Consider the following 22,089-nt stretch of genomic DNA (forward strand, 5'->3'; position numbering starts at 1 on the left):
GTGGCCGGCAACCGGTTCCGGTACGGGCAGTGGCGCGGCGGCCCCGACCCGCTCGCGCCCCCGTACGACGTGCGCGAGGCGGTGGACGCGGTCGGCGCCGAGGTGCTGGCCGGCGGCAGCCTGCGGGAGGCACTGCGCGACCTGCTGCGCCGTGGCCCGCAGGGGCGTGGCGGGCTGGACGACCTGGCCGCCCGGGCCCGCCGGCTGCGCCGGGAGGCGCTGCGCCGGGGTGACCTGGACGGCGCGGTGACCCGGGCGCGGGCCCTGCTCGACCAGGCCCTCGCCGCCGAGCGGGACGAGCTGCGGGGCCGCGACGACGATGGCGCGCGGTTCGCCGAGTCGGTGCTGGACAACCTGCCCCGCTCCACCGCGCGTGCGGTGGAGGAGCTGGCCGGCTACCAGTGGGCCAGCGCGGACGCCCGGCGGTCGTACCAGCAGATCCTCGACCAGCTTCGCGGCGACGTACTCGGCCAGCGCTTCGCCGGCCTGCGCGACGCGGTGCGCGCCTCCGCGGACCCGGCCGTCCAGCGGCGGCTCGCCGAGATGATGAGCGATCTGAACGACCTGCTGGCCCGGCACGGCCGCGCGGAGGACACCACCGACGCGTTCGCCGAGTTCATGCGCCGGCACGGCGACTTCTTCCCGGAGCGGCCGGAGACCGTCGACGAGTTGATCGACGTGCTGGCCCGGCGCTCGGCGGCGGGCGAGCGGCTGATGAACTCGCTCTCCGATCGGCAGCGCGCCGAGCTGGCCGGGCTGATGCAGCAGTCGCTCGGCGACCAGCTCGCCGGGGAGCTGTCCGCGCTCGACGCGAACCTGCGGGCGCTGCGGCCGGACCTGCGGTGGGGGCGCGGCGAGCGGGTGCGGGGCGAGCAGCCGCTGGGCTACGCCGACGCGGCCGGCGCGTTGGGCGAGATCGGCGAGCTGGACGACCTGCTGGACCAGCTCGACCAGGAACACCCCGGCGCCACCCTGGACGACGTGGACGTCGACGCGGTGGCCCGGACGCTGGGCCGGAGCGCCGCCGACGACGTCCGTCGGCTGCGTGAGCTGGAGCGGGAACTACGCCGGCAGGGCTGGGTGAGCCGGGACGCGGACGGGCTCACGCTGAGCCCGAAGGCGCTGCGCCGGCTCGGTGGGACCGCGCTGCGGCGGGTCTTCGCCGACCTGACCGCCGGGCCGCGCGGCCAGCACGATCTGCGTTCGGCGGGTGCCGCCGGCGAGGTCAGCGGCGGTTCCCGACCCTGGCAGTACGGCGACGAGCAGCCGTTGGACGTGGTCCGCACGCTGACCCGGGCGGTGAGCCGGGCCGGGCCGAGCGTGCCGGTGCAGCTCGTGGTGGACGACTTCGAGGTGGTGGAGACCGAGAAGCGTGCTTCGGCGGCGGTGGTGCTCTGCGTCGACCTCTCGTACTCGATGATCTCCCAGGGGCGCTGGGGGCCGATGAAGCAGACCGCGCTGGCGCTGGCGCACCTGATGGAGACGCGCTTCCCGCAGGACGCCCTGCAGATCGTCGGCTTCGGCCGGGAGGCGATGACGCTCAGCCAGCAGGAGTTGGCCGCCGTGGAGCCGGACATGGAGCAGGGCACCAACCTCCAGCACGCGCTGCGGCTTGCCGGTCGGCACCTGCGTCGGCATCCGGACGCCGAGCCGGTGGTGCTGGTGGTCACCGATGGCGAGCCGACCGCCCACCTGGATCCGGACGACGGGGAGGCGCTGTTCCACTGGCCGCCGCTGCCGGAGACGATCGAGGCGACCGTCCGCGAGGTGGACCGGCTCAGCCGCTACGGCGCCACCCTCAACCTGTTCATGCTCGGCGACGACCCGGGCCTGCGCCGCTTCGTCGACGCGGTGGCCCGGCGCAGCCGAGGCCGCATGTTCACCCCGGACACCGACGACCTGGGCGAGTACGTGGTCAGCGACTACCTCCGCTCCCGCCAATCCCGCCGCTAACCCCGGCCCGGCGGGGTTGACTGGGGGCGTGGAGAGCGGGGGGCTGCGGCGGGCGTACGGCGGGGTGTTCGCGGAGATCGACGGGGCGGGGTTCGGCCCCCCGCCGGAGGGTCAGCTCAGCGCCGAGCAGATCGTCGCGCACCTGGTGGCCAACGACGAGCTGATGATCCAGGCCACCGAGGCGTTGCTGGCCGGGTCGACGTTCGCCTACTACGACCTGGACGACATCCACCGCCCGCAGCTCGACGCGCTGGTCGCCGAGCAGGGTGGCCTGCGTGGCCTGGCCGCGCTGCTGCACGGCACCAGTGACCGGCTCTGCGCGCTGGTCGACCAGCTCGGCCTGGCGGCGGACACCCCGGTCGAGACGCACCTGCGGGAGGGCTTCGACCTCATCGTCCAGGACACGCTGCCCTGGTCGCGCACCCTCGACCTGCACGCCCGCGTCCACCTCCCCAAACACCAGGCCCAGCTCCACATGCTCCGCACCTGAGCCGCCTCGGTCAGGCTCGCTGTCCGGCGTGGTGGGTCCCCGGCATCTCGGTGCGATGAGCGATATACCTGTGGGTCATAAATATGACGCACAGGTATATCGCTCATCGCAGTCATGCCTCCGGCAGGACTGTCACGTCTCGGTGCGGATGGGGGAGGTCCGCTCACGTCGGAGCCGGCAGCGGGTCGGCAGCATCCGGCCTGCCGGGTACCACGGCCGGGTGGGCAGCCGTCGTCGGGCGGGGGCCGGCTGCGGGTGGTGGATCAGGTCCCGATCAGCTCCGGGCGCGGGTGGAAGGTGCGGCGGTAGGTGGAGGGGGCGACGCCGATGCGCTGGTGCAGTTGCTGGCGCAGGGCGGCGGTGGTGCCGAAGCCGCAGCGGGTGGCGATCTGGTCGACGGTGAGGTCGGTCGTCTCCAGCAGCAGTCGAGCGTGGTCGGTGCGCTGTTGGAGCAGCCACTGCGCCGGGCTCAGTCCGGTCTCCGAGCGGAAGCGCCGGGTGAAGGTGCGTACGCTCATGCGGGCCTGTTCGGCCAGGTCGCGCAGCGCGATCGGCTCGTGCAGCCGTTGCCGGGCCCACTCCCGGGCGCCGGCGGTGCTGGTGTCGGTGGCCTTCGGCACCGGCCGCTCGATGTACTGCGCCTGGCCGCCGTCTCGCCAGGGTGGCATCACACAGCGGCGCGCGGCCCGGTTGGCCACCTCGCTGCCGTGGTCGAGGCGGATGACGTGCAGGCAGAGGTCGATGCCGGCGGCCACGCCGGCGGAGGTGAGCACCCGGTCGTCGGCGATGAACAGCACGCCCGGGTCGAGGTCCACCCGGTCGTGCAGCCGGCGGAACTGCTCCGCGTACGCCCAGTGGGTGGTGGCCCGGCGCCCGTCGAGCAGCCCGGCGGCGGCCAGCACGAACGCCCCGGTGCAGATCGACATCACCCGGGCACCCCGCCGGTACGCCGACCGCAGCCCCTCGGCCACCTCCGGCTCGACGGTGCCCGAGGTCAGCGCGCTGCCGTCGTGGATGCCCGCGACGATCACGGTGTCGGCGGTGTCGAGCAGTTCCAGCCCGTGGTCCGGGAGCACCTGGAAGCCGGCGGTGCTGCGGACCGGCTGACCGCCCGGGGTGCACACCCGCACGTCGTAGTAGGAGGTCCCGTCGGCCCCCCGGGCGGTGCTGAACACCTGCGACGGGGTGCCGAGGTCCAGGCCGACCACCTGGTCGAGGGCGAGTACGGCGATCCGGTGCGGGCGTACGGTCATGGCCCGATTATTGCGCACGATGGCTTTCCGGCCACTCGTCGGTGCTGGCGGCGCCGCCCAGACTGGTCCACGTGAGAAAGAACCGCCGCCTGCACCCCGCCTGGCTGGTCGCCGCCGTCGCCTTCGTGGCGCTGGTCGGCGCGGCTGGCTTCCGCGCCACCCCCTCGGTGCTGCTGCACCCGCTGCACGAGGAGTTCGGCTGGCCGCTGGCCACCATCTCCGCGGCCGTCTCGGTCAACCTGCTGCTCTACGGGCTCACCGCGCCGTTCGCCGCCGCGCTGATGGACCGGTTCGGCATCCGCCGGGTGGTCTCGGTGGCGCTGCTGCTGGTCGCCGCGGGCAGCGGGCTGACGATCTTCATGACCGCCTCCTGGCAGCTGCTGCTCTGCTGGGGCGTGCTGGTCGGGCTGGGCACCGGCTCGATGGCGCTGGCCTTCGTGGCCACCGTCACCGGGCGCTGGTTCGTCCGCCGGCGGGGCCTGGTCACCGGGGTGTTGACCGCGGGCGGGGCGGCCGGGCAACTGGTCTTCCTGCCGCTGATCGCGGTGCTGGTCCGCGACCACGGCTGGCGTACGGCGGCACTCGTCGTGGCCGGAGCCGCGCTGGCGGTCGTACCCCTGGTGGTGTGGCTGCTGCGCGAGCACCCGGCGGATCTCGACCTGCCCGCCTACGGCGCGACCGAGGTCGTCGCGGCGCCGCCCGCGACCGGAGGCGCGGCGACCCGGGCGCTGGGCGCGCTCACCACCGCGGCCCGGACCCGACCGTTCTGGCTGTTGGCCGGCGGGTTCGCGATCTGCGGCGCGACCACCAACGGCCTTGTCGGTACGCACTTCGTGCCGGCCGCGCACGACCACGGCATGCCCCAGACCACCGCGGCCAGCCTGCTCGCCCTGGTCGGGCTCTTCGACATCGTCGGCACGGTCGCCTCCGGCTGGCTGACCGACCGGGTCGACAGCCGGCTGCTGCTCGGCGCCTACTACGCGCTGCGCGGGGCGTCCCTGCTGCTGCTGCCGAGCCTGTTCGCCGGCACCGCCGAGCCGAGCATGCTGGTGTTCATCATCTTCTACGGCCTGGACTGGGTGGCGACCGTGCCGCCGACCGTGGCGCTGTGCCGGGAGTACTTCGGCACCGCCGGGGCGATCGTGTTCGGCTGGGTGTTCGCCGCCCACCAGTTCGGCGCGGCGGTCGCCGCGACGGGCGCGGGGCTGGTCCGGGACCGGCTCGGCGACTACGCGATGGCCTGGTACGTGGCCGGCGGGCTGTCGATCGGCGCGGCCGGGCTGTCGTTGCTGCTGCGTCGGCGGCCGGGCCGGCCGGTGCCGGAGGCCGTCCTGGTCGCCGCGGCCGCGCCCAGGGCCTGGAGCTTTCGTGGCTGAGGCGACGCGGCGCTCCTCGGGTGCGGACACACGGCCAACCTCACCCACCTCGACGGGCCGGTGCCAGCCCGCCGTCAGTCGACGACCCGGACGTCCTTCCAGAACGCCACCCGGTCACGCACCATCTCGGCGTTGGGCTTCGGCTCGGGGTAGTACCAGATCGCGTCCTCGCTGCTGCTGCCCTCGTGCTCGAGGGTGTAGTAGGAGGCGGTGCCCTTCCACGGGCAGACGGTGTGCGTCGTGGACTCGCGGATCAGGTCGTCGCGCAGGGCGGAGCGGGGGAAGTAGTGGTTGCCCTCCACCAGCACGGTGTCGTCGCTCTCGGCGATGACCAGGTCGTTCCACACGGCTTTTGGCATACGACCAAGACTAGGCCGTGCAGCGACGGCGACAGCTCAGCGGGTCGGCTGTGGATCCGTGACGTCGGCCACGGTGGCCGCGAGCGCGGCGATCGCGGCGTCGGCGGCGACCGCGACGGCGAGGCCGCGCTCGCCGGCGCCGAGGGTGATCTCCCGGCCGCGCAGCCGCTCGTCCGCGATCACCGGCCAGGCGGTGCTCGCGCCGAACGGGGTGATGGTGCCGCGCTCGTAGCCGGTGGCGGCGAGGGCGCCCGCCGCGTCCGGCATGGAGATCCGTTGCACCCCCAGCAGGGCGCGCAGCTTGGGCCAGGAGACGACCCGGTCGCCGGGGGTGAGCACGAACAGGTGGTCGTCCGTGCCCCGGCGGACCACGATCGTCTTGACGACGTCCGGGACGGCCACGCCTCGGACGGCGGCGGCCTCCGCCAGGCTGCCGACCGCGCCCTGCGGGATCAGCCGGTAGGGCAGGCCGGCGGAGTCCAGGGCGGCGATCGCGGGCGACGGCATGCCCGTCACGGTAACCGCCGGGCCTGCCACCGGACGGGAAATGGCCACCGTCGACATCCCACGGTTTTGGGGGTACGGGCGTAAGGTGATCACATGCGCGCGGAGCGTGTGGATCACTCGGTTGACCATGATCAAGCGGTGGACACGCTGCGGCGGTCGTACGCCGCGGTGCCCACGGGCGAGCCTGTCCGGCTCGCCAAACGCACCTCTAACCTGTTCCGCCCCCGGTCCGCTCCCCGGACCCCGGGGCTCGACGTGAGCGGCCTCGGCCGGGTGCTGTCGGTCGACCCGACCGGGCGCACCGCCGACGTGCAGGGCATGTGCACGTACGAGGACCTGGTCGACGCGACGCTGCCGCACGGGCTGATGCCGCTGGTGGTGCCGCAGCTACGCACCATCACACTCGGTGGGGCGGTCACCGGCCTCGGGATCGAGTCGACCTCCTTCCGCAACGGCCTGCCACACGAGTCGGTACGGGAGCTGGACGTGCTCACCGGCTCCGGCGAGATCATCACCGCCCGGCCGGAGGGCGAGCACGCGGACCTGTTCACCGCGTTCCCCAACTCCCTGGGCAGCCTCGGCTACGCCACCCGGCTGCGCATCGAGCTGCAACCGGTCGGCCGGTACGTGGCGCTGCGCAACATCCGGTTCACACGGTTGGAGGCGCTCACCGACGCGATCGCCGAGGTGACCGCGACCCGGTCCTGGGCCGGCGAACCGGTCGACGCGATGGACGGGGTGATGTTCAGCCCCGGCGAGGCGTACCTGGTGCTCGCCACGTTCACCAACGCGGCAGAGCCGCCCAGCGACTACACCGGCCAGGCGATCTACTACCGGTCGCTGCGCCAGCGCACCCGTGACGTGCTCACCGCGTACGACTATCTGTGGCGCTGGGACACCGACTGGTTCTGGTGTTCGGCGGCGTTCGGCGCCCAGCACCCGGTGGTGCGGCGGCTCTGGCCGGCGCGCTACCGGCGCAGCGACGTCTACCACCGACTGGTCCGGCTCGAGCACCGGCATCAGGTGGCGGCCCGGCTCGACCGGCTGCGCGGCCAGCCGGCCCGGGAGCGGGTGGTGCAGGACGTGGAGATCCCGCTCGAACGTACGGCCGACTTCCTGCGCTGGTTCGCCGGCGCGGTGGGGATGAACCCGGTGTGGCTCTGTCCGTTGCGGTTGCGCGAGCCGGCGGGTCCCGGTTCGGCGCGGTCCTGGCCGCTGTATCCACTCCGGCCGGGGCAGGACTACGTCAACATTGGGTTCTGGGGGAGCGTGCCGGTCGCGCCGGGCGCCGCCGACGGCGACGTCAACCGCACGATCGAACGCAGGGTGTCGGAGTCGGGCGGGCACAAGTCGCTCTACTCCGACGCGTACTACGACCGGGACGCCTTCGATCGCCTCTACGGCGGCGACACGTGGCGCGCGGTGAAGGACCGCTACGACCCGGACCACCGGCTGACGGGACTGTACGAAAAGGCGGTAGCACGAGCATGAGCCTGACCGACAGAGATCAGGGGGCGGCGAGCGTCCCCGCCACCCCGCCGGCGGGGGGCCGGCACACGGGTCCGACCGTCGCGGATGTCGTCCGCGCGGTCACCATGGGGCCGTTGCCGGTGCGGATCACCGGGTACGACGGCAGCGCCGTCGGCCCGTCCGACGCCGGCATCACCTTGGCGATCCGTTCCGAGCGGGGGCTGTCGTACCTGCTCACCGCACCCGGCGACCTGGGCATGGCCCGGGCGTACGTCAGTGGTGACCTGGCGTTGCAGGGGGTGCACCCGGGTGACCCGTACGAGGCGTTGCGGGTGCTCAAGGACGAGCTGCGGTTACGCCCACCGTCGCTGGCCGAGGGGCTGGCGCTGGTCCGTGGGCTGGGCTGGGAGCGGCTGCTGCCGCCGCCGGCCCCGCCGCAGGAGGCGCAGCCGCGCTGGAAGCGGGTGATGAACGGGTTGCGGCACTCGCGGGTGCGTGACAGCACGGCCATCTCGCACCACTACGACGTCTCCAACGCCTTCTACGAGAAGGTGCTCGGCCCGTCGATGACGTACACCTGCGCGGTTTTCCGGTCTCCGGACGACACCCTGGAGCAGGCCCAGGCGGCGAAGTACGACCTGGTCGCCGGCAAGCTGGCGCTGAAGAAGGGGATGCGGCTGCTGGATGTGGGGTGCGGCTGGGGTGGCATGGTCCGGCACGCCGCGCGCGAGTACGGCGTCAAGGCGCTCGGGGTGACCCTGTCGAAGGCACAGGCCCAGTGGGCGCAGGCGGCGATCGAGCGGGAGGGGTTGACCGAGCTGGCGGAGGTGCGGCACCTGGACTACCGGGACGCGCCGGCCGAGCAGTTCGACGCCATCTCCTCGATCGGGTTGACCGAACACATCGGGGTGCGCAACTACCCGGCCTACTTCGGGGCGCTGCGCAATCGACTGCGGCAGGGCGGGCGGCTGCTCAACCACTGCATCACGCGGGCGGACAATCGCGCGCCGCACCGCTCCGGCGCGTTCATCGACCGGTACGTCTTTCCCGACGGGGAGCTGGCCGGTCCGGGTCGGCTGATCAGCGAGGTGCACGACGCCGGGCTGGAGGTGCACCACGAGGAGAACCTGCGCCAGCACTACGCGCTGACGCTGGCCGCCTGGTGCCGCAACCTGGTCGAGCACTGGGACTTCTGCGTCTCGGAGGTGGGCGCGGGCACCGCCCGGGTGTGGGGTCTGTACATGGCCGGGTCGCGGATGGCGTTCGAGCGCAACGGCATCCAGCTGCACCAGGTGCTGGCCACCCACAACGGCCCGGAGGGTCGGAGCAGCTATCCGCTGCGGCCCGACTGGCTGCCCTGACCGTCGCCGCCTGAAGCCGCGCCGAAAATCGGCGCGGCTTTTCGCGAACCCATTGACAAACAAATTTTGTACGTACAAACTGATTTTGCCATGAGAGACGTCCTGTACCTGGAGCAGATCGAGCAGGCCGAGGTCCTGCTCAAGCCGCAGCGCGTCGAGGTGCTGCGGCAACTGGCCGAACCGCGCACCTGCACCGAGGTCGCGGCCCGACTCGACCAGACGCCACAGCGCGTCTACTACCACGTCAAGCAGCTCGTCGCGGCCGGCCTGGTCGAGCTGGTCAACGAGCGCAAGGTCCGCGGCATCACCGAGGGCATCTACCAGGCCGCCGCCCGCTCCTACTGGCTCTCGCCCCGCCTGGTCGGCCGGATCGGGCTGCGCCGGGCGCGGGACGAGCTGAGCCTGGGCTACCTGCTCGACCTGATGGAGGAGGTCCAGGCCGACATCGCCGCCCTGGACCGGGCGGCGCCCGAGCTGCCCTCGATCGGGGTCTCCGGCGAGATCCGGGTGCCGGCCGAGCAACGCCAGCAGTTCCTGCACGACCTGCAAACCGCACTTCAAGACCTGTTCACCCGCTACGGCGGCGCCGAAGGAGATGCCTTCAAGCTCGCCGTGGCCTGCTATCCGAAAGGGAACGACCATGAGTGAGCCATTGAAGGTGCAGGCCCGCCTCTCCGCGCCCGTCGGGCGCGCCCGCCAGGCCCTCACCGACCCGGCCGAGCTGCGCCTCTGGCTGGCCGAGCACGCCGAGGTCGAGCTGCCCCAGCGGTACGAGTTCTGGGGCCGGTACACGCCCGAGGGTGACGCCCCGCACCAGCGGCTGCTGCACGCCGACGACGACACGCTGCGCTTCACCTGGCTGCTGGACGGCGTCGAGACCACCACCGAGTTCCAGTTGACCGCCGACGGCCCGGACAGCACCGTGCTGACGCTGACGCAGAGCCACTTCGACTTCGCCGAGGCGATGAGCGGCTCCAGCATCCGCGGCGTGCTCCAGACCTACTGGGCGCTGGCCATCGCCAACCTGGCCTCCCACCTGGAGGGCCGGCCGCTGCTGCCGCGGACCGACTTCACCTCCGCCGACCTGCGCGGCGAGCTGGTCATCGCCGCCCCCGCCGACAAGGTGTGGCAGTCGCTGACCGACTCCGAGCAGGCCAGCGCCTGGTTCGGCTACCCGATCGGCATCGAGCCCTGGGTCGGCGGCCGGTACGCCATGGGCGGCTTCGACGCCGGGTACGCGGCCAAGGTGGTCGACGTGGACCCGGGCCGGAAGATGTCCGTCGACTGGGGCCCCACCGGCGTCAGCACCTGGGAGCTGGCCGAATCCGGCGGCCGGACCACGCTGACGTTCGTGCAGAGCGGCTTCGACGAGAGCAACCCCCCGTACGCGGCCTGGAGCGGGTCGGTGTCCGGCCTGTCGGAGCTGCGCCGCTTCCACGAGGTGCCGGACTGGCAGCCGATCTGGATCGCCGCCGACGTGCCAGGCCTGGAGCCCGAGCCGACCGGGGCGGCTGGCTGACGCGATAACAGCCCTTGCGAGCGCCGGCCCACAGGCACCACGGGCCGGCGCTCGCCGCGCTTCCGGTGGCCGCGGGGTGATTTACCGGGCTGGAGTGGGTACTGGCGTGCGATGTTCTTCATCTTTGGTCTCCGTACCAAGGTCGACCGTTCGGGTGTCGTGCAGCAGGTCTGCCGCAACTGCGGCAACCACGCCGCGCAGGTGATCACCCGTCGGTCGACCAAATTCACCTTGTTCTTCATCCCACTCATCCCGATCCGCACCCGGTACGCACAGCAGTGCACGTTCTGCGGGGCGCAGTACGAGATCTCCAAGTCCGACGCCGAGCGCCTCCCGGTGGGCTGAACCGCAGATGGCCCGTTTCCTGTGTTGGCTGATCGGCCGTCAACCTCCGCCTGCCGGCGCTCCGGTCCACACCGTCCCGCGCGCGCCCTGCACGCCCGGGCGGCGGAAACGCCGCCGTGCCCGCCGCCCACTGGCCGGCACCGCGCTGCCCCGCTCACCCTGGAACCGCTCCGCCGGCCGCTGACCACCTGCGGCGCAGCCCGCCGGTCAGGTGTCAGCCATCGGTGCCGGGGCGAACAGGGGCGGCACCGGGTCGGCCGCCCGGATCGCGGCAACGACCTGTGTCAGTTGCTGGTAGTCGCTGCCGGCCGCCCTGATGAGGGTGTCCGCATCGGCGCGGTTGCCGAGGTGACACTCGGCGATGGCCCGCAGGAGAAACGCGACGCTGCACAGGTCCGGCAGGTCAGCACCCGGCCGAATGTCGAGAAGCAGCAACCGGGCGTGCTCCGGCCGCTGGTTGAGCAGGTGAGCCAGGCTCATGGCGACACGAGCGGACATCGTCTGCGGCCGCACGTGGAGAACGATCTGGGCCAGTTCCGAAGATCTCCAACACCTCTCGGTGTGCGACCGGCGATCTGCTCACCACTGCGGCGTACAGGTACCACATCCCGAACTGGACGGTAAGCACCTGTGCAATTGCGGCGGCGGCTCTGGGATTGGTGCTGTCGGCGCGAGCCAGCGCCGCGAGCCGCTCTGCGTCGGCGATGAAAGCCGTCGTCGACTGCGTGTGTGCCGTGCTCCAGCGCCGTTGGAAGGCAGCGAGCGCGAGTCGCGGGCCGTTGTCGTCGCGAACCGGATTCCCGAGACGATCGTCGTCGACCTCCCCCTGGGCGATCGCCCGCAACGTCCTGCTCACCTCCTCCTGGTAGTAGGCCGCCCGCAGCGCGGCGCCGGTGGCTGTTGGTGCCAGGAGCCAGTGGAGCAGGTTGCGGCCGTCACTGTGGGGCGACCTTCCGGGAATGAGATTGACCACCCCGAGCAGCGCCGCGAAAAGCGCCGCGCCGAGCAGCGCGACGCGTGTCAACGGCGTGCTCGTCAGGGTCGTTGTGGCACCGAGCACCGCTGCGGTGCACAGGTTCGTCATCGGGCCGCCGAGGTAGAACAGCACCATCCGCAGCGGCAACGCGGTCGCCGACGGCGCCGGCCGGACCGACACCTCGCTTCGCCACCCGGTGAAAGGTGCGATACGGACGGCGACGACCGGCAGACGCAGCACCTTCGCCACGACGAGGTGCCCACACTCGTGCAGGACGACGTGCGCCCACAACGACACGGCGGTGAAGCCAACGGCCGCGATCGCACCCGTTACGGACTCGGTGACGAGCAGCGCGAACGCCACCCCCTCCAACGCCAAGAGGACGGACGCGACGACCAGCCGTCGGCGGGGGAAGACCACCGGGAGATGGTACGGCCGGAACAGGTAGCGGCCCAGGTACTTGCCGTACGCCTTCCCCTCGAACCACCTGTGCGGCCGTAGAGCGGACCATTCAGATCAACTCCCCATGAATAACCCTGACGGTCGGATCAGGGAAGACAGCCCGGATTAGGGAAGGCAGCTCCGGTATCGGCCGAACATGTGACAATTTCACTAAAGGGCGCCAACGAACCGAGTGCCGGAGGTCCGACGACCACGTTCTCCCGGTGCGCGGCGCCCTCGCGTGCCTGCGCCCTTGACGGGTGGTCAAGTGCCCCTGCCGATACCGGGCCCAGGCCTCGTCTAGGAGGGAACAGCAGTGATGGTGGGACGTACTCGACTCTGGGCTTTGGCGGTGGCGGCCGGCGCGGCGGTGGCGACCACCGCCGTGGGAACCGCGGCCGTGGGCGACGGGCGAGGCGATTCGGGCGACAAGCGCGAATCGCACGACTCGTGGGACTGGAGTGACTCGCGGGATGGGAAGGAGCGGGACAAGGAGACCGTGCGGGCGAGACTCAGCGGCTACGAGGAGGACCCGCTCACGGTCTCGACGCCCGGGAACGGGCGGTTCGAGGCGAAGATCGACGAGCGGAACAAAGAGATCACGTACCGGCTGAGCTACGACGACCTGAAGGACGTCCAGCAGGCGCACATCCACTTCGGTGGGCGGCACCAGAGCGGCGGCATCGCGGCCTTCCTGTGCTCGAACATCAAGGACGGGAAGGGTGGCCCGTCGAAGGGCGTCCAGTCCTGCCCCGAGGCTCCGGCCACGATCAAGGGGACCATCAAGCCGGATGACGTGGTCGGCCCGGCCGACCAGGGCATCGAGCCCGGCGAGTTCGACGAGCTCGTCGACGCGATCGACGCCGGTGTCACGTACGTCAACGTGCACACCAAGAAGTACCCGAACGGCGAAATCCGGGGCCAGATCAAGACCGACGAGAACCGGGAGAAGAAGGACGAGGACCGAAACTGGGGCGCCGGCGACAGCCGGGCCTGGGACGAGAGCGGCTCTGACAAGGGTGACGAGTGGGGCTTCGACAAGGGTGACGAGTGGGGCTCTGACAAGGACGACGAGTGGGGCTCGGACAAGGGTGAGGACCGGGAGTCGGACAAGGGCCACGACAAGGCCGACGACAAGGCCGACGACAAGGCCGACGACAAGGCCGACGACAAGGCCGACGACAAGAGCTACGAGAAGTGATCCATCGGCACCCGACCGACTGAACGCCCGACCCGCATGACGGGGGCCGGGCGTTCGGCCGTGCCGGGTCCCACTGCGGTGCCGCCGTTCCCGCCGGGACCGGGAAGGCCGGGCTGCCGGGGCCGCAGTGTCGGGGACGCGACCGCCAGGGGTGCCCGGAACTCGCCGGTCGGCCCTGGCGAGGGCACGCGGGCGCTGGCTAGGCTCTCCAGATTTGCCGGGGACCGGACCGTCCATCGAGGTGCCCGCATGAGAGGGAGCCGGAGCGATCGTGCCGCCGCAGGACGTGAAGCAGGCCGACTCAGCGCGCGCCGCCCCGCCCCCCAGCGGCCCCGTGTCGGCCGGGGCACCGCCGGTCGGCTCTCTGTCGGCCGGACCCAAACCGACGACCGTCGTACCAACCCCGGCCGGTCGCGCCGGCCTGCTCGCCGCAGCCGGTGTCGTGGTGCTGGAGGCGCTCTGGCTGGTTGCCGCGCTACCCGGCGCCGCGCTGGTCAGCGACCTGGGCGCGCTGCTGATCGCCGGTTGGGCCACCGTCGCCTGCGCCGGGGCCGCTCGCCGTCAACCGGCCCCGCTGCGCCGGTTCTGGACGCTGCTCGCGGCCACCATGGCGCTCGCCGCGCTGGGCCGGGCGATCTGGACGGCGCAACGGCTCGGCGGCGGCGACCTGCCGCACACCCCGCTGATCGGGGCGGTCTTCACCGCCGGCATCCTCACCGGCACCGCGGCACTGCTCTGTTCGCCCTCCGCGCCCCGGACCGCCGTCGGGCGGGCCCGGACGCTGCTGGACGGGGTGATCGTCGCGCTGGCCCTGGTGCCGATCGGCTGGGTGCTGGTGTTCCGTGGCGTCGCCGCCGCCGAGCTGGCCGACCCGGCGCGCACGCTGGGGTTGCTCTACCCGATGTTCGACCTGATGCAGCTCACCATCCTGGTCGCGGTCGCCGGTCCGGCCCGAACGGTGTGGCGGCCGATGAGCGTGCTCGCGGCCAGCCTCACCATCCGGGTGCTCGCCGACGTCGGGTACGTCTCGCTGGTCGCGCGCGGCGACTACGCCGCCGGTCACCTGATCGACCTGTGCTGGCCGCTGAGCTACCTGCTGATCGGTCTGGCCGGCAGGTACCCGCCGCCGCCGGACTGCGACGGCACCGACGACACCGCCGAGTCGTCGCCGCCGCCGTGGTGGCGGGTGGCGCTGCCGTACCTGCCGGTGGGTGGGGCGATCATCGCGGTGGTGCTGGCCCGCCGGCCCACCGGGCAGACCCCGCAGCTGGTCTTCGCGACGATGATGGCGCTGCTCGCGGCCCTCGCGGTACGCCAGGGGCTGGCCGCCAACGAGAACCTGCGCCTGGTGGCCCGGCTGCGCCGCCTCGCGTACGGCGACCAGCTCACCGGGCTGCCCAACCGGCTGTTGTTCAACCGGCGACTGCGCATGGCCCTGCGCGACGGCCGGCCGGTGGCCGTACTGCTGCTCGACCTGGACGGGTTCAAGCAGGTCAACGACCGGTTCGGGCACGCCACCGGCGACACCCTGCTCACCGGGCTGGCGGCCCGGATGCGGGCCGCGGTCAACGGTGACGGCACCATCGCCCGGCTCGGCGGCGACGAGTTCGCGGTGCTGGTCCACGGCGACCGACCGGTGCCCCCGGAGCAGCTCGCCGAACGGCTGCTGGGCGCCCTGCAACCCTCCGACGGAGACGAGGACGTGGGCGTGCATCCGTCGGCGAGCATCGGCATCGCCGAGTACGGGCCGCAGCACGCCTCGCACACCGACCTGCTGCGCGACGCCGACATCGCCATGTACGCGGCCAAGGCGGCCGGGAAGTCCGCGTACCGGACGTGCACCCCGGCGCTGCGCGAGTCGGCTGTCTCCCGGGCCGAGCTGATCGCCGACCTGCGGCGGGCCTTCGACGAGCAGCAGCTGCATCTGGAGTTCCAACCGATCGTCGACCTGGGCACCGGTGCGATCCGCAGCGCGGAGGCGCTGGTGCGCTGGCGGCACCCGCGGCTCGGGATGCTGCCGCCGGCCCGGTTCCTGCCGCTGGCGGAGGAGACCGGGTTGATCCTGCCGATCGACCGCTGGGTGATCCACGAGGCGTGCCGGGCCGCGGCGACGTGGCGGGACCGGGCGCCGGAGGCGACCGTCGCGGTGAACATCTCCGCGGCGCACCTGCGCCGGCCCGACCTGATCGCCACGGTCACCGAGGCCACCGCCGGGGCCGGGCTGGCGCCGCGCGCGTTGACCCTGGAGCTGACCGAGTCGGCGTTGATCGAGGGGACCGACGCGGTGCTGGAGCGGCTGCGTCAGCTCCGGGAGCTGGGCATCGGCATCGCCATCGACGACTTCGGCACCGGCTACTCGTCGCTGAGTTACCTGCACCGCATCCCGGCCACCGAGCTGAAGATCGACCGTTCGTTCGTGGCCCGGCTGGGTGCGGACGACCGGGCGTACGCCACGGTGGAGATGGTCACCCGGCTGGCCGGCGCGTTCGACCTGGCGGTGGTCGCCGAGGGTGTGGAGACCGAGCGTCAGCACGAGGCGGTCACCGCGATCGGCTGCCCGCGCGGCCAGGGCTATCTGTACGGGCGGCCGGACGGCCCCGGCACGGTGGGTCAGAATCGGCCTTGACCCTGACGTAGCGGCAGGCGGGAGCCTGGTTCCCGGAAGGGAGGGGAACCATGGCATACACGGTGGGTCAGGTGGCGAGAGTCGCCGGCGTGACGGTACGGACGCTGCACCACTACGACGAGATCGGCCTGCTCTCGCCGAGCGGGCGGACCCCGGCCAGCTACCGCCGCTACGACGACGCGGACCTGGAACGGTTGCAGCTCGTCCTGTACTACCGGGAGCTGGGTTTCCCGCTGGAGGAGATCGCCGCCATCATCGACGACCCGGCGGCCGACCCGGCCGCGCACCTGCGCCGCCAGCACGAGTTGCTGACGGTACGGATCAAGCGGTTGCAGGAGATGGTCACGGCGATCGAGTTCGCGATGGAGGCGAGCAAGTTGAACATCCAACTCACGCCCGAGGATCGGTTCGAGGTCTTCGGCGACTTCAACCCGGAGGAGCACGAGGCCGAGGCCGAGCAGCGTTGGGGCGACACGGACGCGTACCGGGAGTCGAACCGGCGGGCGTCGCGCTACACGAAGGACGACTGGCTGCGGATCAAGGCGGAGAACGAGGACTGGGGCCGACGGATCGTCGCGGTGCTGGCCTCGGGCGTCCCGGCGGACAGCCCGGAGGCGATGGAGCTGGCCGAGGAGCACCGGCAGATCATCAGCCGCTGGTTCTACGAGTGCTCGTACGAGGTGCACACCGGTCTGGCCGACATGTACCTGGCCGACGAGCGATTCACCAGGCACTACGAGGACGTCGCCCCGGGGCTGGCGGCGTACCTGAACGAGGCGATCCACGCCAACGCGATCAGCCGCGCCTGATCGGCCGGGAGGCCGAGCGGAAACGGCGGCCGGTGCGGTCCGGCTAGTATGGCCCGACCGCACCGCGGTCAGCGTCGATCGGCCACCGGCCGACGGGCGCGCCGCTCGGGGAGATGACCGTGAACAAGCCGAAGCTGGTCGCCGCGGGCGCCGTCCTGGCCGTGGCGATCGCCGCCGGGGTGTGGGCCCTGGTCGCCGGGGGCGATGAGCCCGACGCGGGTCGCCCGGCTGCCGGCGCGTCGCCCGTCCCGGCCGCGACCGACCCGGTCAGCGTGCTGGTCGCCGCCGCAGCGAAGATCGACCAGCAGACCTACAAGCTGACCCTGGGCGCCGGCGGGGAGGCGGGCGGGGACGGCACGGTGGTGCTCTGGGACCCGAAGGCGCGGCGCGGCCTGGAGACCACCTCGCTCAAGGTGCCCACCGGCGAGGTGAAGATCGAGCGGCTGACGACCGGGCCGGACGTCTACGTGCGGATCACCGCCCCGGACCGCCGGATCCCGGTCTGGGACGGGCGTACCTGGTGGCACGTCGGCGCCCCGGGCGCGCCCGCCGCGCAGCAGGGCCTGGACAACACCCGGCTGGCCGGCACGTTGACCGCGCCGGCGGAGGTCCGGCAGACCGGCGTCCGGGAGTACGCCGGCACGTTGGACCTGCGCGAGAGCGGCGCGGTGCTGGGCAGCGGGGTCGGGACCGTGCTCGGCGACCGGGCCGCGGCGGTGCCGTTCACCGCCACCGTGGACGAGCAGGGGCGGCTGGTCCGCTACCGGATCGAGCTGGCCAGCGAGCAGTCGCAGACCGCGCGGCTGGACCTGACGTACTCGGACTTCGGGCTGCCGGTGACGGCCGAGCCGCCGGCGGCGGACCTGGTCGGCGAGGACCCGCCGCCGAACATCCCCGGCGCCTGAGCCGGTTCACTCCTCGTACGCCCCCTCCGTCGGCGTGACCAGGTAGTCGTAGACGGTGCGGGCCATCCGGCGGACCGTCTCGTCGCCGGTGTCCATCGGCCCGGCGGTGAGGAACGCGACGGCGGTCTCCGAGCCGGGGATCAGGTAGTAGCCGACGTCGTGCGAGGCGTCCGGCAGGTCACCGGTCTTGTGCGCCACCGGCACCCCGGACGGCAGCGCCGCCGGGATCTTCGTGTTGAGGGTCTGCTCCCGCATGAAGCCGATCATCAGGTCCCGGGACGCGGGGCTGAGGATCTCGCCGTCCCAGAGCGCGCCGAGCAACGACACCACGTCGTCGGGGCTGGTGTAGTTCTCCTCGCCGCGCAGCGCGGCCGCGCTGTCGAGCATCCGGCGGGCCAGGATGGTGGACCGCTGGTTCATCGAGTCGATCAGCGCGTTGACCGGGGCGAACCCGCCCAGGTAGGTGATCAGCACGTTCGCGGCGATGTTGTCGCTGTACTTGATCAGGTACTGGGCGAGCCGGTGCAGGGTGACCACCTGGGGGAACGTCTCGAACTGGAGCTGACCGGTGCCACCGACCACGTCGGCCGGGGTGACCAGCACGCCGTCGTCGAGGGAGACCTGTCCACAGTCGACCCGGCGGAGCAGCTCGACCAGGATCCACAGCTTGATCACGCTGGCCGCCTTGGGGCGGAGTGCGCCGTTGACCGCGATCTGCTGATCGGCGTACCGGCCGGACAGGTCCCGGACGGTGACCCCGGCGGGGTTGAGGCTCGCGTCGGCGACCACCCGGGCGAGCTGCCCGCTGAGCGGGAACAGCCGGGCTCCCGCGACCGGGTCGGTGGGCGGCTGCGGGCTGGTGACCACCTCGCCGGTCAGCTCGGTCGGCGGATGGTGGCGCCGGATCACCTCTAGCGCGCCCTGGCTGCGCCCGACCAGCGGTACCCGGTAGCGGTAGCTTTTGCCCGCGACGGTGACCTCGCCGCTGGCCACTCCTGCGGCGACGCGCATGTCGGGGTCGGCGACCCGGCCGGTGTCGCCGTCGCAGGCCCGGTACCGCACGGTGTGCCCGAGCGAGTCCACCGCGAACACCCCGCCGGGGAACGACAGCCAGGACACCTCGCTGGTGGGTGCCCGCTCCGGCGTCGGCTCCACACCGGGCTCGTGCCCCGCCCCCGGCTCGCCGCCCGGCTCGGCCCCGTACCCCGGGTCGGCCTGCTGGCCCGGCGCGGCCGCCGGCCCCGGGTCGGGGTTGTCCGCGGTGGCCGGCCCGGTCGTCGCGACCAGGGCGAGCAAGACCGCCGCCGCCAGCCACTTCAGGGGTACGCGGATGAGTGGACCTGGCCGCGAAGATGAGCCGTTATTGTCGCTTTTTCTCACGTTTGCACGATATGAAGCGCGGGCGGCCGGCGGGGTCGTCGGGATTGGCGTCACCCGTCCGGGGCGGTCGTGTCCTGATGAGCGCTATACCTCAGCGGTATAGATATGACTCTGAGGTATCACGGTCATCAGGAACACCAGGCCCGGCGGGGACTCCGAGCAGGACGGGTCAGGTCGGTGGCGCCGCGGGGAAGTGCTCCGTGGGCAGGCCGGGCGCCAGCCGGCGCATGGAGAAGAAGGTGGGCACCAGCGCTTCGTACAGCTCGGCGAAGAGCGGCAGCAGCGCCGCGTACGTGGCCGCGGCGGCCGGGTCGGGGCGGACGGTCTCCTCGATCCGCCCCAGATCGGTGGCCATGTCGATGCTGGGGATCAGCCCCAGCGCCTGCATGCCGAGCAGGGCCGCGCCGAAGCCCGACCCCTCGGGCCCGGCCGGGAAGCTCACCGGCAGGCCGAGCACGTCGGCGAGCATCTGGCGCCACAGGCCGCTGCGGGCGAAGCCACCGCCGGCCCGGATCTCGCGGACCTCGTTGCCGGCCGCGCGTACGGAGTTGAGCACCAGCGCGAGCTGCTGGCAGACTCCCTCGAGCGCGGCCCGTATCAGGTGCTCCCGGCGGTGCGCGTGGGTCAGCCCCACGTACGCGCCGCGTGGCAGGGCGCTCCAGTGCGGCGCCCGCTCGCTGTTCAGGTAGGGCAGCATGATGAGCCCGCCCGAGCCGACCGGCGCGCGGGCGGCCAGCGCCACCAGCTCCTCCTCGGAGCGCTCGCCCAGGTCCGGGGCGAGCGCCTCGCCGGCCCAGCGGAGCACGATGCCGCCGTTGTTGATCGCCCCGCCGACCACCCAGCGGTCCTCGGTCAGCGCGTAGCAGAACACCCCGCCGAGCGGGTCCACGCCGGGCCGTTCGACCATCACCCGCATCGCGCCGCTGGTGCCGATCGTGCAGGCCACCATGCCGGGGCGCACCGCGCCGAGGCCAAGGTTGGCCAGCGGCCCGTCGCCGGCGCCGACCACCACCGGGGTGCGCTGCGGTAGGCCGGTCGCCGTCGCCGCCTGCGGGGTGAGCCCCGGCAGCACGGTGGTGGTGGAGACCAGTTGCGGCAGCTGCTCCGCGGTGATGCCGGCGATGGTCAGCGCCTCGCCGTCCCACTCCAGCTTGTGGATGTCCATCAGGCCGGTGGCCGAGGCGACGGAGTGGTCGGTGACCAGCGCGTCGCAGAGCCGCAGCAGCACCCAGTCCTTGATGCCGACCCAGTGGGCGACCCGTTCGAAGAGCTTCGGCTCCTGCTCGGAGAACCAGAGCAGCTTGGGCAGCGGCGACATCGGGTGCATCGGCGTCCCGGTCCGGCGGTGCAGGGCCAGGCCGGACGGCACCGCCCGCAGGCGCTCGGCCTGCCGGGTGGCTCGCGCGTCGGCCCAGGTCACCGACGGGGTCAGCGGGCTGCCGACCGGGTCCAGCCCGATCAGGCTGTGCATGGCGGAACCGAACGACAGCCCGGTCACCGGCTCGGTCAGCTCGGCCACCACCGCGCGGATCGACTGCAGCACCGCGTCGAGGATGAGGTGCGGGTCCTGCTCGGCGTACCCGGGCTGGGGATCGTTGAGCGGGTAGCCGATCGACTGGCTGGCGAGCTGCCGGCCGCCGGTGTCGTACGCGACGGTCTTGGTGCTGGTGGTGCCGATGTCGACGCCGATCACCACCCCGAACCGGGTGTCCTGCGGCACGATCGTCACCCCCTCCGCACAGCGGTGCCGCGGCGTCGCCGCCGGCTGCGGCTGACGTTACCGAGATGGCGACCGCCCCCGCAGGGCACGTGGAAAGGTGCGCTATCGGCCTATCGTTCGGTTTGCTCCGCCGATCGGTTACTTCGCCCCTTTCTGGCGTGTCCGGGTGGCGCGCCGCCACTGTTAACACGTGTGACACCCCGGTTGGTGGCCGGCGCGGCGAAGGAGTCGGCGTGGCAAAGACTGATTCGACGGGTTCCACATGGCGGTACCGGTGGGCGCGACGGCAGAACGTTCGGCGGGTCCGCACGTTCCGCGGCGCGGAGGCGGCGTGGCGGCGACGCGACGACGAGTTGCGGCGGCTGCGCGCGCTGGCCGCTGACTTCCAGGGCTCCGCGGCCGCCGGTGCCGGCCTGCCGCTGGAGCTGGCCGGTGACGAGGTGGTGCTCTGGGCGCTGCCGGCCGCGCAGCTGGTCGAGGTGCGGCACACCACGGTGCTGCCCGCGCCGGACCTCACGGTCGCCCCGCCGGCCGGGCCGCTGCGCCCGCGCCGCCCGGACGGCGTCCGGGTCACCGACGCCGGCATGGCGGTGATCACCAGCCGTCGGCTGGTGCTGCTCGGCGGTCGCGGCCGGCGCGACTGGGCGTACGGCAGGATGACCGGCCTGGCCCACGACCCGGCGGCGCCGGTCACCCTGATCCAGGTGCTGGACCGGCGGCGTACCTCCGGGCTGATGCTGCCCACCGACGCGGCGGCGGACTTCCGGTTCAAGCTCACCCTGGCCTTCGCCGACGCGATCGAGCAGCGTGCCTCGGTGCTCGCCCAGCTCGACGAGCTGATCGCCGAGCACGCCCAGCTCAAGCCGTTCCGGCCGGCCGTGGCCACGCCCGCGCAGGCCCGGCTCTCCACCCTGGTGCCCGGTGGGCGGCGGACCGTCGCGGTGGCCGCGGCCGTCGCGCTGCTGGTGCCGGCGGCGCTGCTGGAGTCCGACCCGTCCGACCCGACCGGTGGCGGCGAGATCGCGGTCGCGGCCACCGCCGCGCCCACTGCCAGCGCGGTCCCGGCGCTGGTCCGCCCGGCGGCCGCACCGTCGGCGCCCCGCACATCGCAGAAGCCGGCGAAGTCGCCGCGCCCGTTGCCCACCGCGGCAGGCGACCCGCGCTGCGGCGCTCCGGTCAATCCGCTGGGGTACGACTTCTGCAGCGGCACCCGCATCCGCCGGCCGGCCGTCGAGGTGTGCGACTGGTTCGACTGCGTGCCGCAGTTCTGGGCCGGCCGGGGCTACCTGGTGCAGTGCCGCGACGGCTCGGTCAGCCTGACCGGCGGCCGGTCGAACGCCTGCGCCGAGCATCGGGGCGTGCGGCGAACCGTTGCGAAGTGACCGTTTAACGCCCGTT

The 22,089-nt window shown here is 72.6% G+C and carries 20 protein-coding genes; 13 read left to right on the top strand and 7 right to left on the bottom strand.

The annotated features are described in order from the left end of the window. A complete protein-coding gene (locus KBX63_RS13975) occupies positions 1-1,953 on the top strand; it encodes a VWA domain-containing protein (protein ID WP_210911435.1) in 1,953 nt (650 codons plus the stop codon). 28 nt (positions 1,954-1,981) lie between these two features. Next, on the top strand, positions 1,982-2,443 hold the full coding sequence (locus KBX63_RS13980) for a hypothetical protein (RefSeq protein ID WP_210911436.1): 462 nt from the start codon (positions 1,982-1,984) through the stop codon (positions 2,441-2,443). Between the two features lie 263 nt (positions 2,444-2,706). Here the strand turns inward: KBX63_RS13980 and KBX63_RS13985 are convergent, their stop codons facing one another. Next, on the bottom strand, positions 2,707-3,696 hold the full coding sequence (locus tag KBX63_RS13985; RefSeq protein WP_247662274.1) for a GlxA family transcriptional regulator: 990 nt from the start codon (positions 3,694-3,696) through the stop codon (positions 2,707-2,709). 71 nt (positions 3,697-3,767) lie between these two features. Here KBX63_RS13985 and KBX63_RS13990 point away from each other — a divergent pair, with 71 nt between their 5' ends. Continuing rightward, positions 3,768-5,072: an MFS transporter gene (locus KBX63_RS13990; RefSeq protein ID WP_210911438.1), complete on the top strand. Its 1,305-nt coding sequence runs from the start codon at positions 3,768-3,770 to the stop codon at positions 5,070-5,072. A gap of 74 nt (positions 5,073-5,146) precedes the next feature. On the opposite strand, the gene KBX63_RS13995 is transcribed toward KBX63_RS13990, so the two are convergent. Next, positions 5,147-5,431, bottom strand: a complete 285-nt coding sequence (locus KBX63_RS13995) for a DUF427 domain-containing protein (protein ID WP_210911439.1) — start codon at positions 5,429-5,431, stop codon at positions 5,147-5,149. A gap of 36 nt (positions 5,432-5,467) precedes the next feature. Continuing rightward, entirely contained in the window at positions 5,468-5,938 is a 471-nt protein-coding gene (locus tag KBX63_RS14000) for an aminoacyl-tRNA deacylase (protein WP_210911440.1), read from the bottom strand. 93 nt (positions 5,939-6,031) lie between these two features. On the opposite strand from KBX63_RS14000, the gene KBX63_RS14005 reads away from it, so the two are divergent. The 5 genes from KBX63_RS14005 to KBX63_RS14025 all read left to right on the top strand — a co-directional run bounded on the left by KBX63_RS14005 (position 6,032) and on the right by KBX63_RS14025 (position 10,633). After that, positions 6,032-7,429 carry an FAD-binding oxidoreductase gene (locus KBX63_RS14005; RefSeq protein WP_210911441.1) on the top strand — a complete coding sequence of 466 codons (1,398 nt, stop codon included), beginning with the start codon at positions 6,032-6,034 and terminating at the stop codon, positions 7,427-7,429. Beyond that, a complete protein-coding gene (locus KBX63_RS14010; protein WP_210911442.1) occupies positions 7,426-8,769 on the top strand; it encodes a class I SAM-dependent methyltransferase in 1,344 nt (447 codons plus the stop codon). The genes KBX63_RS14005 and KBX63_RS14010 overlap by 4 nt, the downstream gene beginning before the upstream one ends. Positions 8,770-8,859: 90 nt before the next feature. Next, positions 8,860-9,417, top strand: coding sequence for a helix-turn-helix domain-containing protein (locus tag KBX63_RS14015; RefSeq protein WP_210911443.1), 558 nt, complete (start codon positions 8,860-8,862; stop codon positions 9,415-9,417). Beyond that, positions 9,410-10,288 carry an SRPBCC family protein gene (locus KBX63_RS14020; protein WP_210911444.1) on the top strand — a complete coding sequence of 293 codons (879 nt, stop codon included), beginning with the start codon at positions 9,410-9,412 and terminating at the stop codon, positions 10,286-10,288. Before KBX63_RS14015 ends, KBX63_RS14020 begins: the two co-directional genes overlap by 8 nt. A gap of 111 nt (positions 10,289-10,399) precedes the next feature. Further along, a complete protein-coding gene (locus tag KBX63_RS14025; protein WP_210911445.1) occupies positions 10,400-10,633 on the top strand; it encodes a zinc-ribbon domain-containing protein in 234 nt (77 codons plus the stop codon). A gap of 207 nt (positions 10,634-10,840) precedes the next feature. Here KBX63_RS14025 and KBX63_RS35175 read toward each other — a convergent pair whose 3' ends face one another. Beyond that, positions 10,841-11,068: a hypothetical protein gene (locus KBX63_RS35175; RefSeq protein ID WP_247662275.1), complete on the bottom strand. Its 228-nt coding sequence runs from the start codon at positions 11,066-11,068 to the stop codon at positions 10,841-10,843. Next, on the bottom strand, positions 11,037-12,029 hold the full coding sequence (locus tag KBX63_RS14030; RefSeq protein WP_247662276.1) for a hypothetical protein: 993 nt from the start codon (positions 12,027-12,029) through the stop codon (positions 11,037-11,039). Before KBX63_RS14030 ends, KBX63_RS35175 begins: the two co-directional genes overlap by 32 nt. 340 nt (positions 12,030-12,369) lie before the next feature. Here KBX63_RS14030 and KBX63_RS14035 point away from each other — a divergent pair, with 340 nt between their 5' ends. The 4 genes from KBX63_RS14035 (at position 12,370) to KBX63_RS14050 (ending at position 17,591) form a co-directional block, all read left to right on the top strand. Continuing rightward, a complete protein-coding gene (locus KBX63_RS14035) occupies positions 12,370-13,251 on the top strand; it encodes a CHRD domain-containing protein (RefSeq protein ID WP_210911446.1) in 882 nt (293 codons plus the stop codon). 271 nt (positions 13,252-13,522) lie between these two features. Further along, on the top strand, positions 13,523-15,877 hold the full coding sequence (locus KBX63_RS14040; protein WP_307871710.1) for an EAL domain-containing protein: 2,355 nt from the start codon (positions 13,523-13,525) through the stop codon (positions 15,875-15,877). 50 nt (positions 15,878-15,927) lie between these two features. Then, the gene (locus KBX63_RS14045; RefSeq protein WP_210911447.1) at positions 15,928-16,686 is read left to right on the top strand and encodes a MerR family transcriptional regulator; all 759 of its coding nucleotides are present in this window, start codon (positions 15,928-15,930) and stop codon (positions 16,684-16,686) included. Positions 16,687-16,805: 119 nt separating this feature from the next. Continuing rightward, on the top strand, positions 16,806-17,591 hold the full coding sequence (locus KBX63_RS14050) for a hypothetical protein (RefSeq protein WP_210911448.1): 786 nt from the start codon (positions 16,806-16,808) through the stop codon (positions 17,589-17,591). A gap of 6 nt (positions 17,592-17,597) precedes the next feature. On the opposite strand, the gene KBX63_RS14055 is transcribed toward KBX63_RS14050, so the two are convergent. Both KBX63_RS14055 and KBX63_RS36415 read right to left on the bottom strand, forming a co-directional pair. Beyond that, complete coding sequence (locus tag KBX63_RS14055; protein WP_210911449.1) at positions 17,598-18,971, bottom strand: serine hydrolase; 1,374 nt, start codon at positions 18,969-18,971, stop codon at positions 17,598-17,600. A gap of 169 nt (positions 18,972-19,140) precedes the next feature. After that, entirely contained in the window at positions 19,141-20,691 is a 1,551-nt protein-coding gene (locus KBX63_RS36415) for a gluconokinase (protein ID WP_210911450.1), read from the bottom strand. 233 nt (positions 20,692-20,924) lie between these two features. Between KBX63_RS36415 and KBX63_RS14065 the strand changes: the two genes are divergently transcribed. Continuing rightward, complete coding sequence (locus tag KBX63_RS14065) at positions 20,925-22,073, top strand: hypothetical protein (RefSeq protein WP_210911451.1); 1,149 nt, start codon at positions 20,925-20,927, stop codon at positions 22,071-22,073. The last annotated feature ends 16 nt before the right edge of the window (positions 22,074-22,089 follow it).

The organism is Micromonospora sp. U21, assembly GCF_018070045.1.
Taxonomy (GTDB): Bacteria; Actinomycetota; Actinomycetes; order Mycobacteriales; family Micromonosporaceae; genus Micromonospora.

Excerpts from the sequence above, each read along its gene's own strand:
- KBX63_RS13995 (WP_210911439.1), bottom strand. The coding sequence starts at position 5,431 with ATGCCAAAAGCCGTGTGGAACGACCTGGTCATCGCCGAGAGCGACGAC.
- KBX63_RS14035 (WP_210911446.1), top strand. The coding sequence starts at position 12,370 with ATGGTGGGACGTACTCGACTCTGGGCTTTGGCGGTGGCGGCCGGCGCG.
- KBX63_RS14000 (WP_210911440.1), bottom strand. The coding sequence starts at position 5,938 with ATGCCGTCGCCCGCGATCGCCGCCCTGGACTCCGCCGGCCTGCCCTAC.
- KBX63_RS14010 (WP_210911442.1), top strand. The coding sequence starts at position 7,426 with ATGAGCCTGACCGACAGAGATCAGGGGGCGGCGAGCGTCCCCGCCACC.
- KBX63_RS14020 (WP_210911444.1), top strand. The coding sequence starts at position 9,410 with ATGAGTGAGCCATTGAAGGTGCAGGCCCGCCTCTCCGCGCCCGTCGGG.
- KBX63_RS14015 (WP_210911443.1), top strand. The coding sequence starts at position 8,860 with ATGAGAGACGTCCTGTACCTGGAGCAGATCGAGCAGGCCGAGGTCCTG.
- KBX63_RS14005 (WP_210911441.1), top strand. The coding sequence starts at position 6,032 with ATGCGCGCGGAGCGTGTGGATCACTCGGTTGACCATGATCAAGCGGTG.
- KBX63_RS13985 (WP_247662274.1), bottom strand. The coding sequence starts at position 3,696 with ATGACCGTACGCCCGCACCGGATCGCCGTACTCGCCCTCGACCAGGTG.
- KBX63_RS14045 (WP_210911447.1), top strand. The coding sequence starts at position 15,928 with ATGGCATACACGGTGGGTCAGGTGGCGAGAGTCGCCGGCGTGACGGTA.
- KBX63_RS14025 (WP_210911445.1), top strand. The coding sequence starts at position 10,400 with ATGTTCTTCATCTTTGGTCTCCGTACCAAGGTCGACCGTTCGGGTGTC.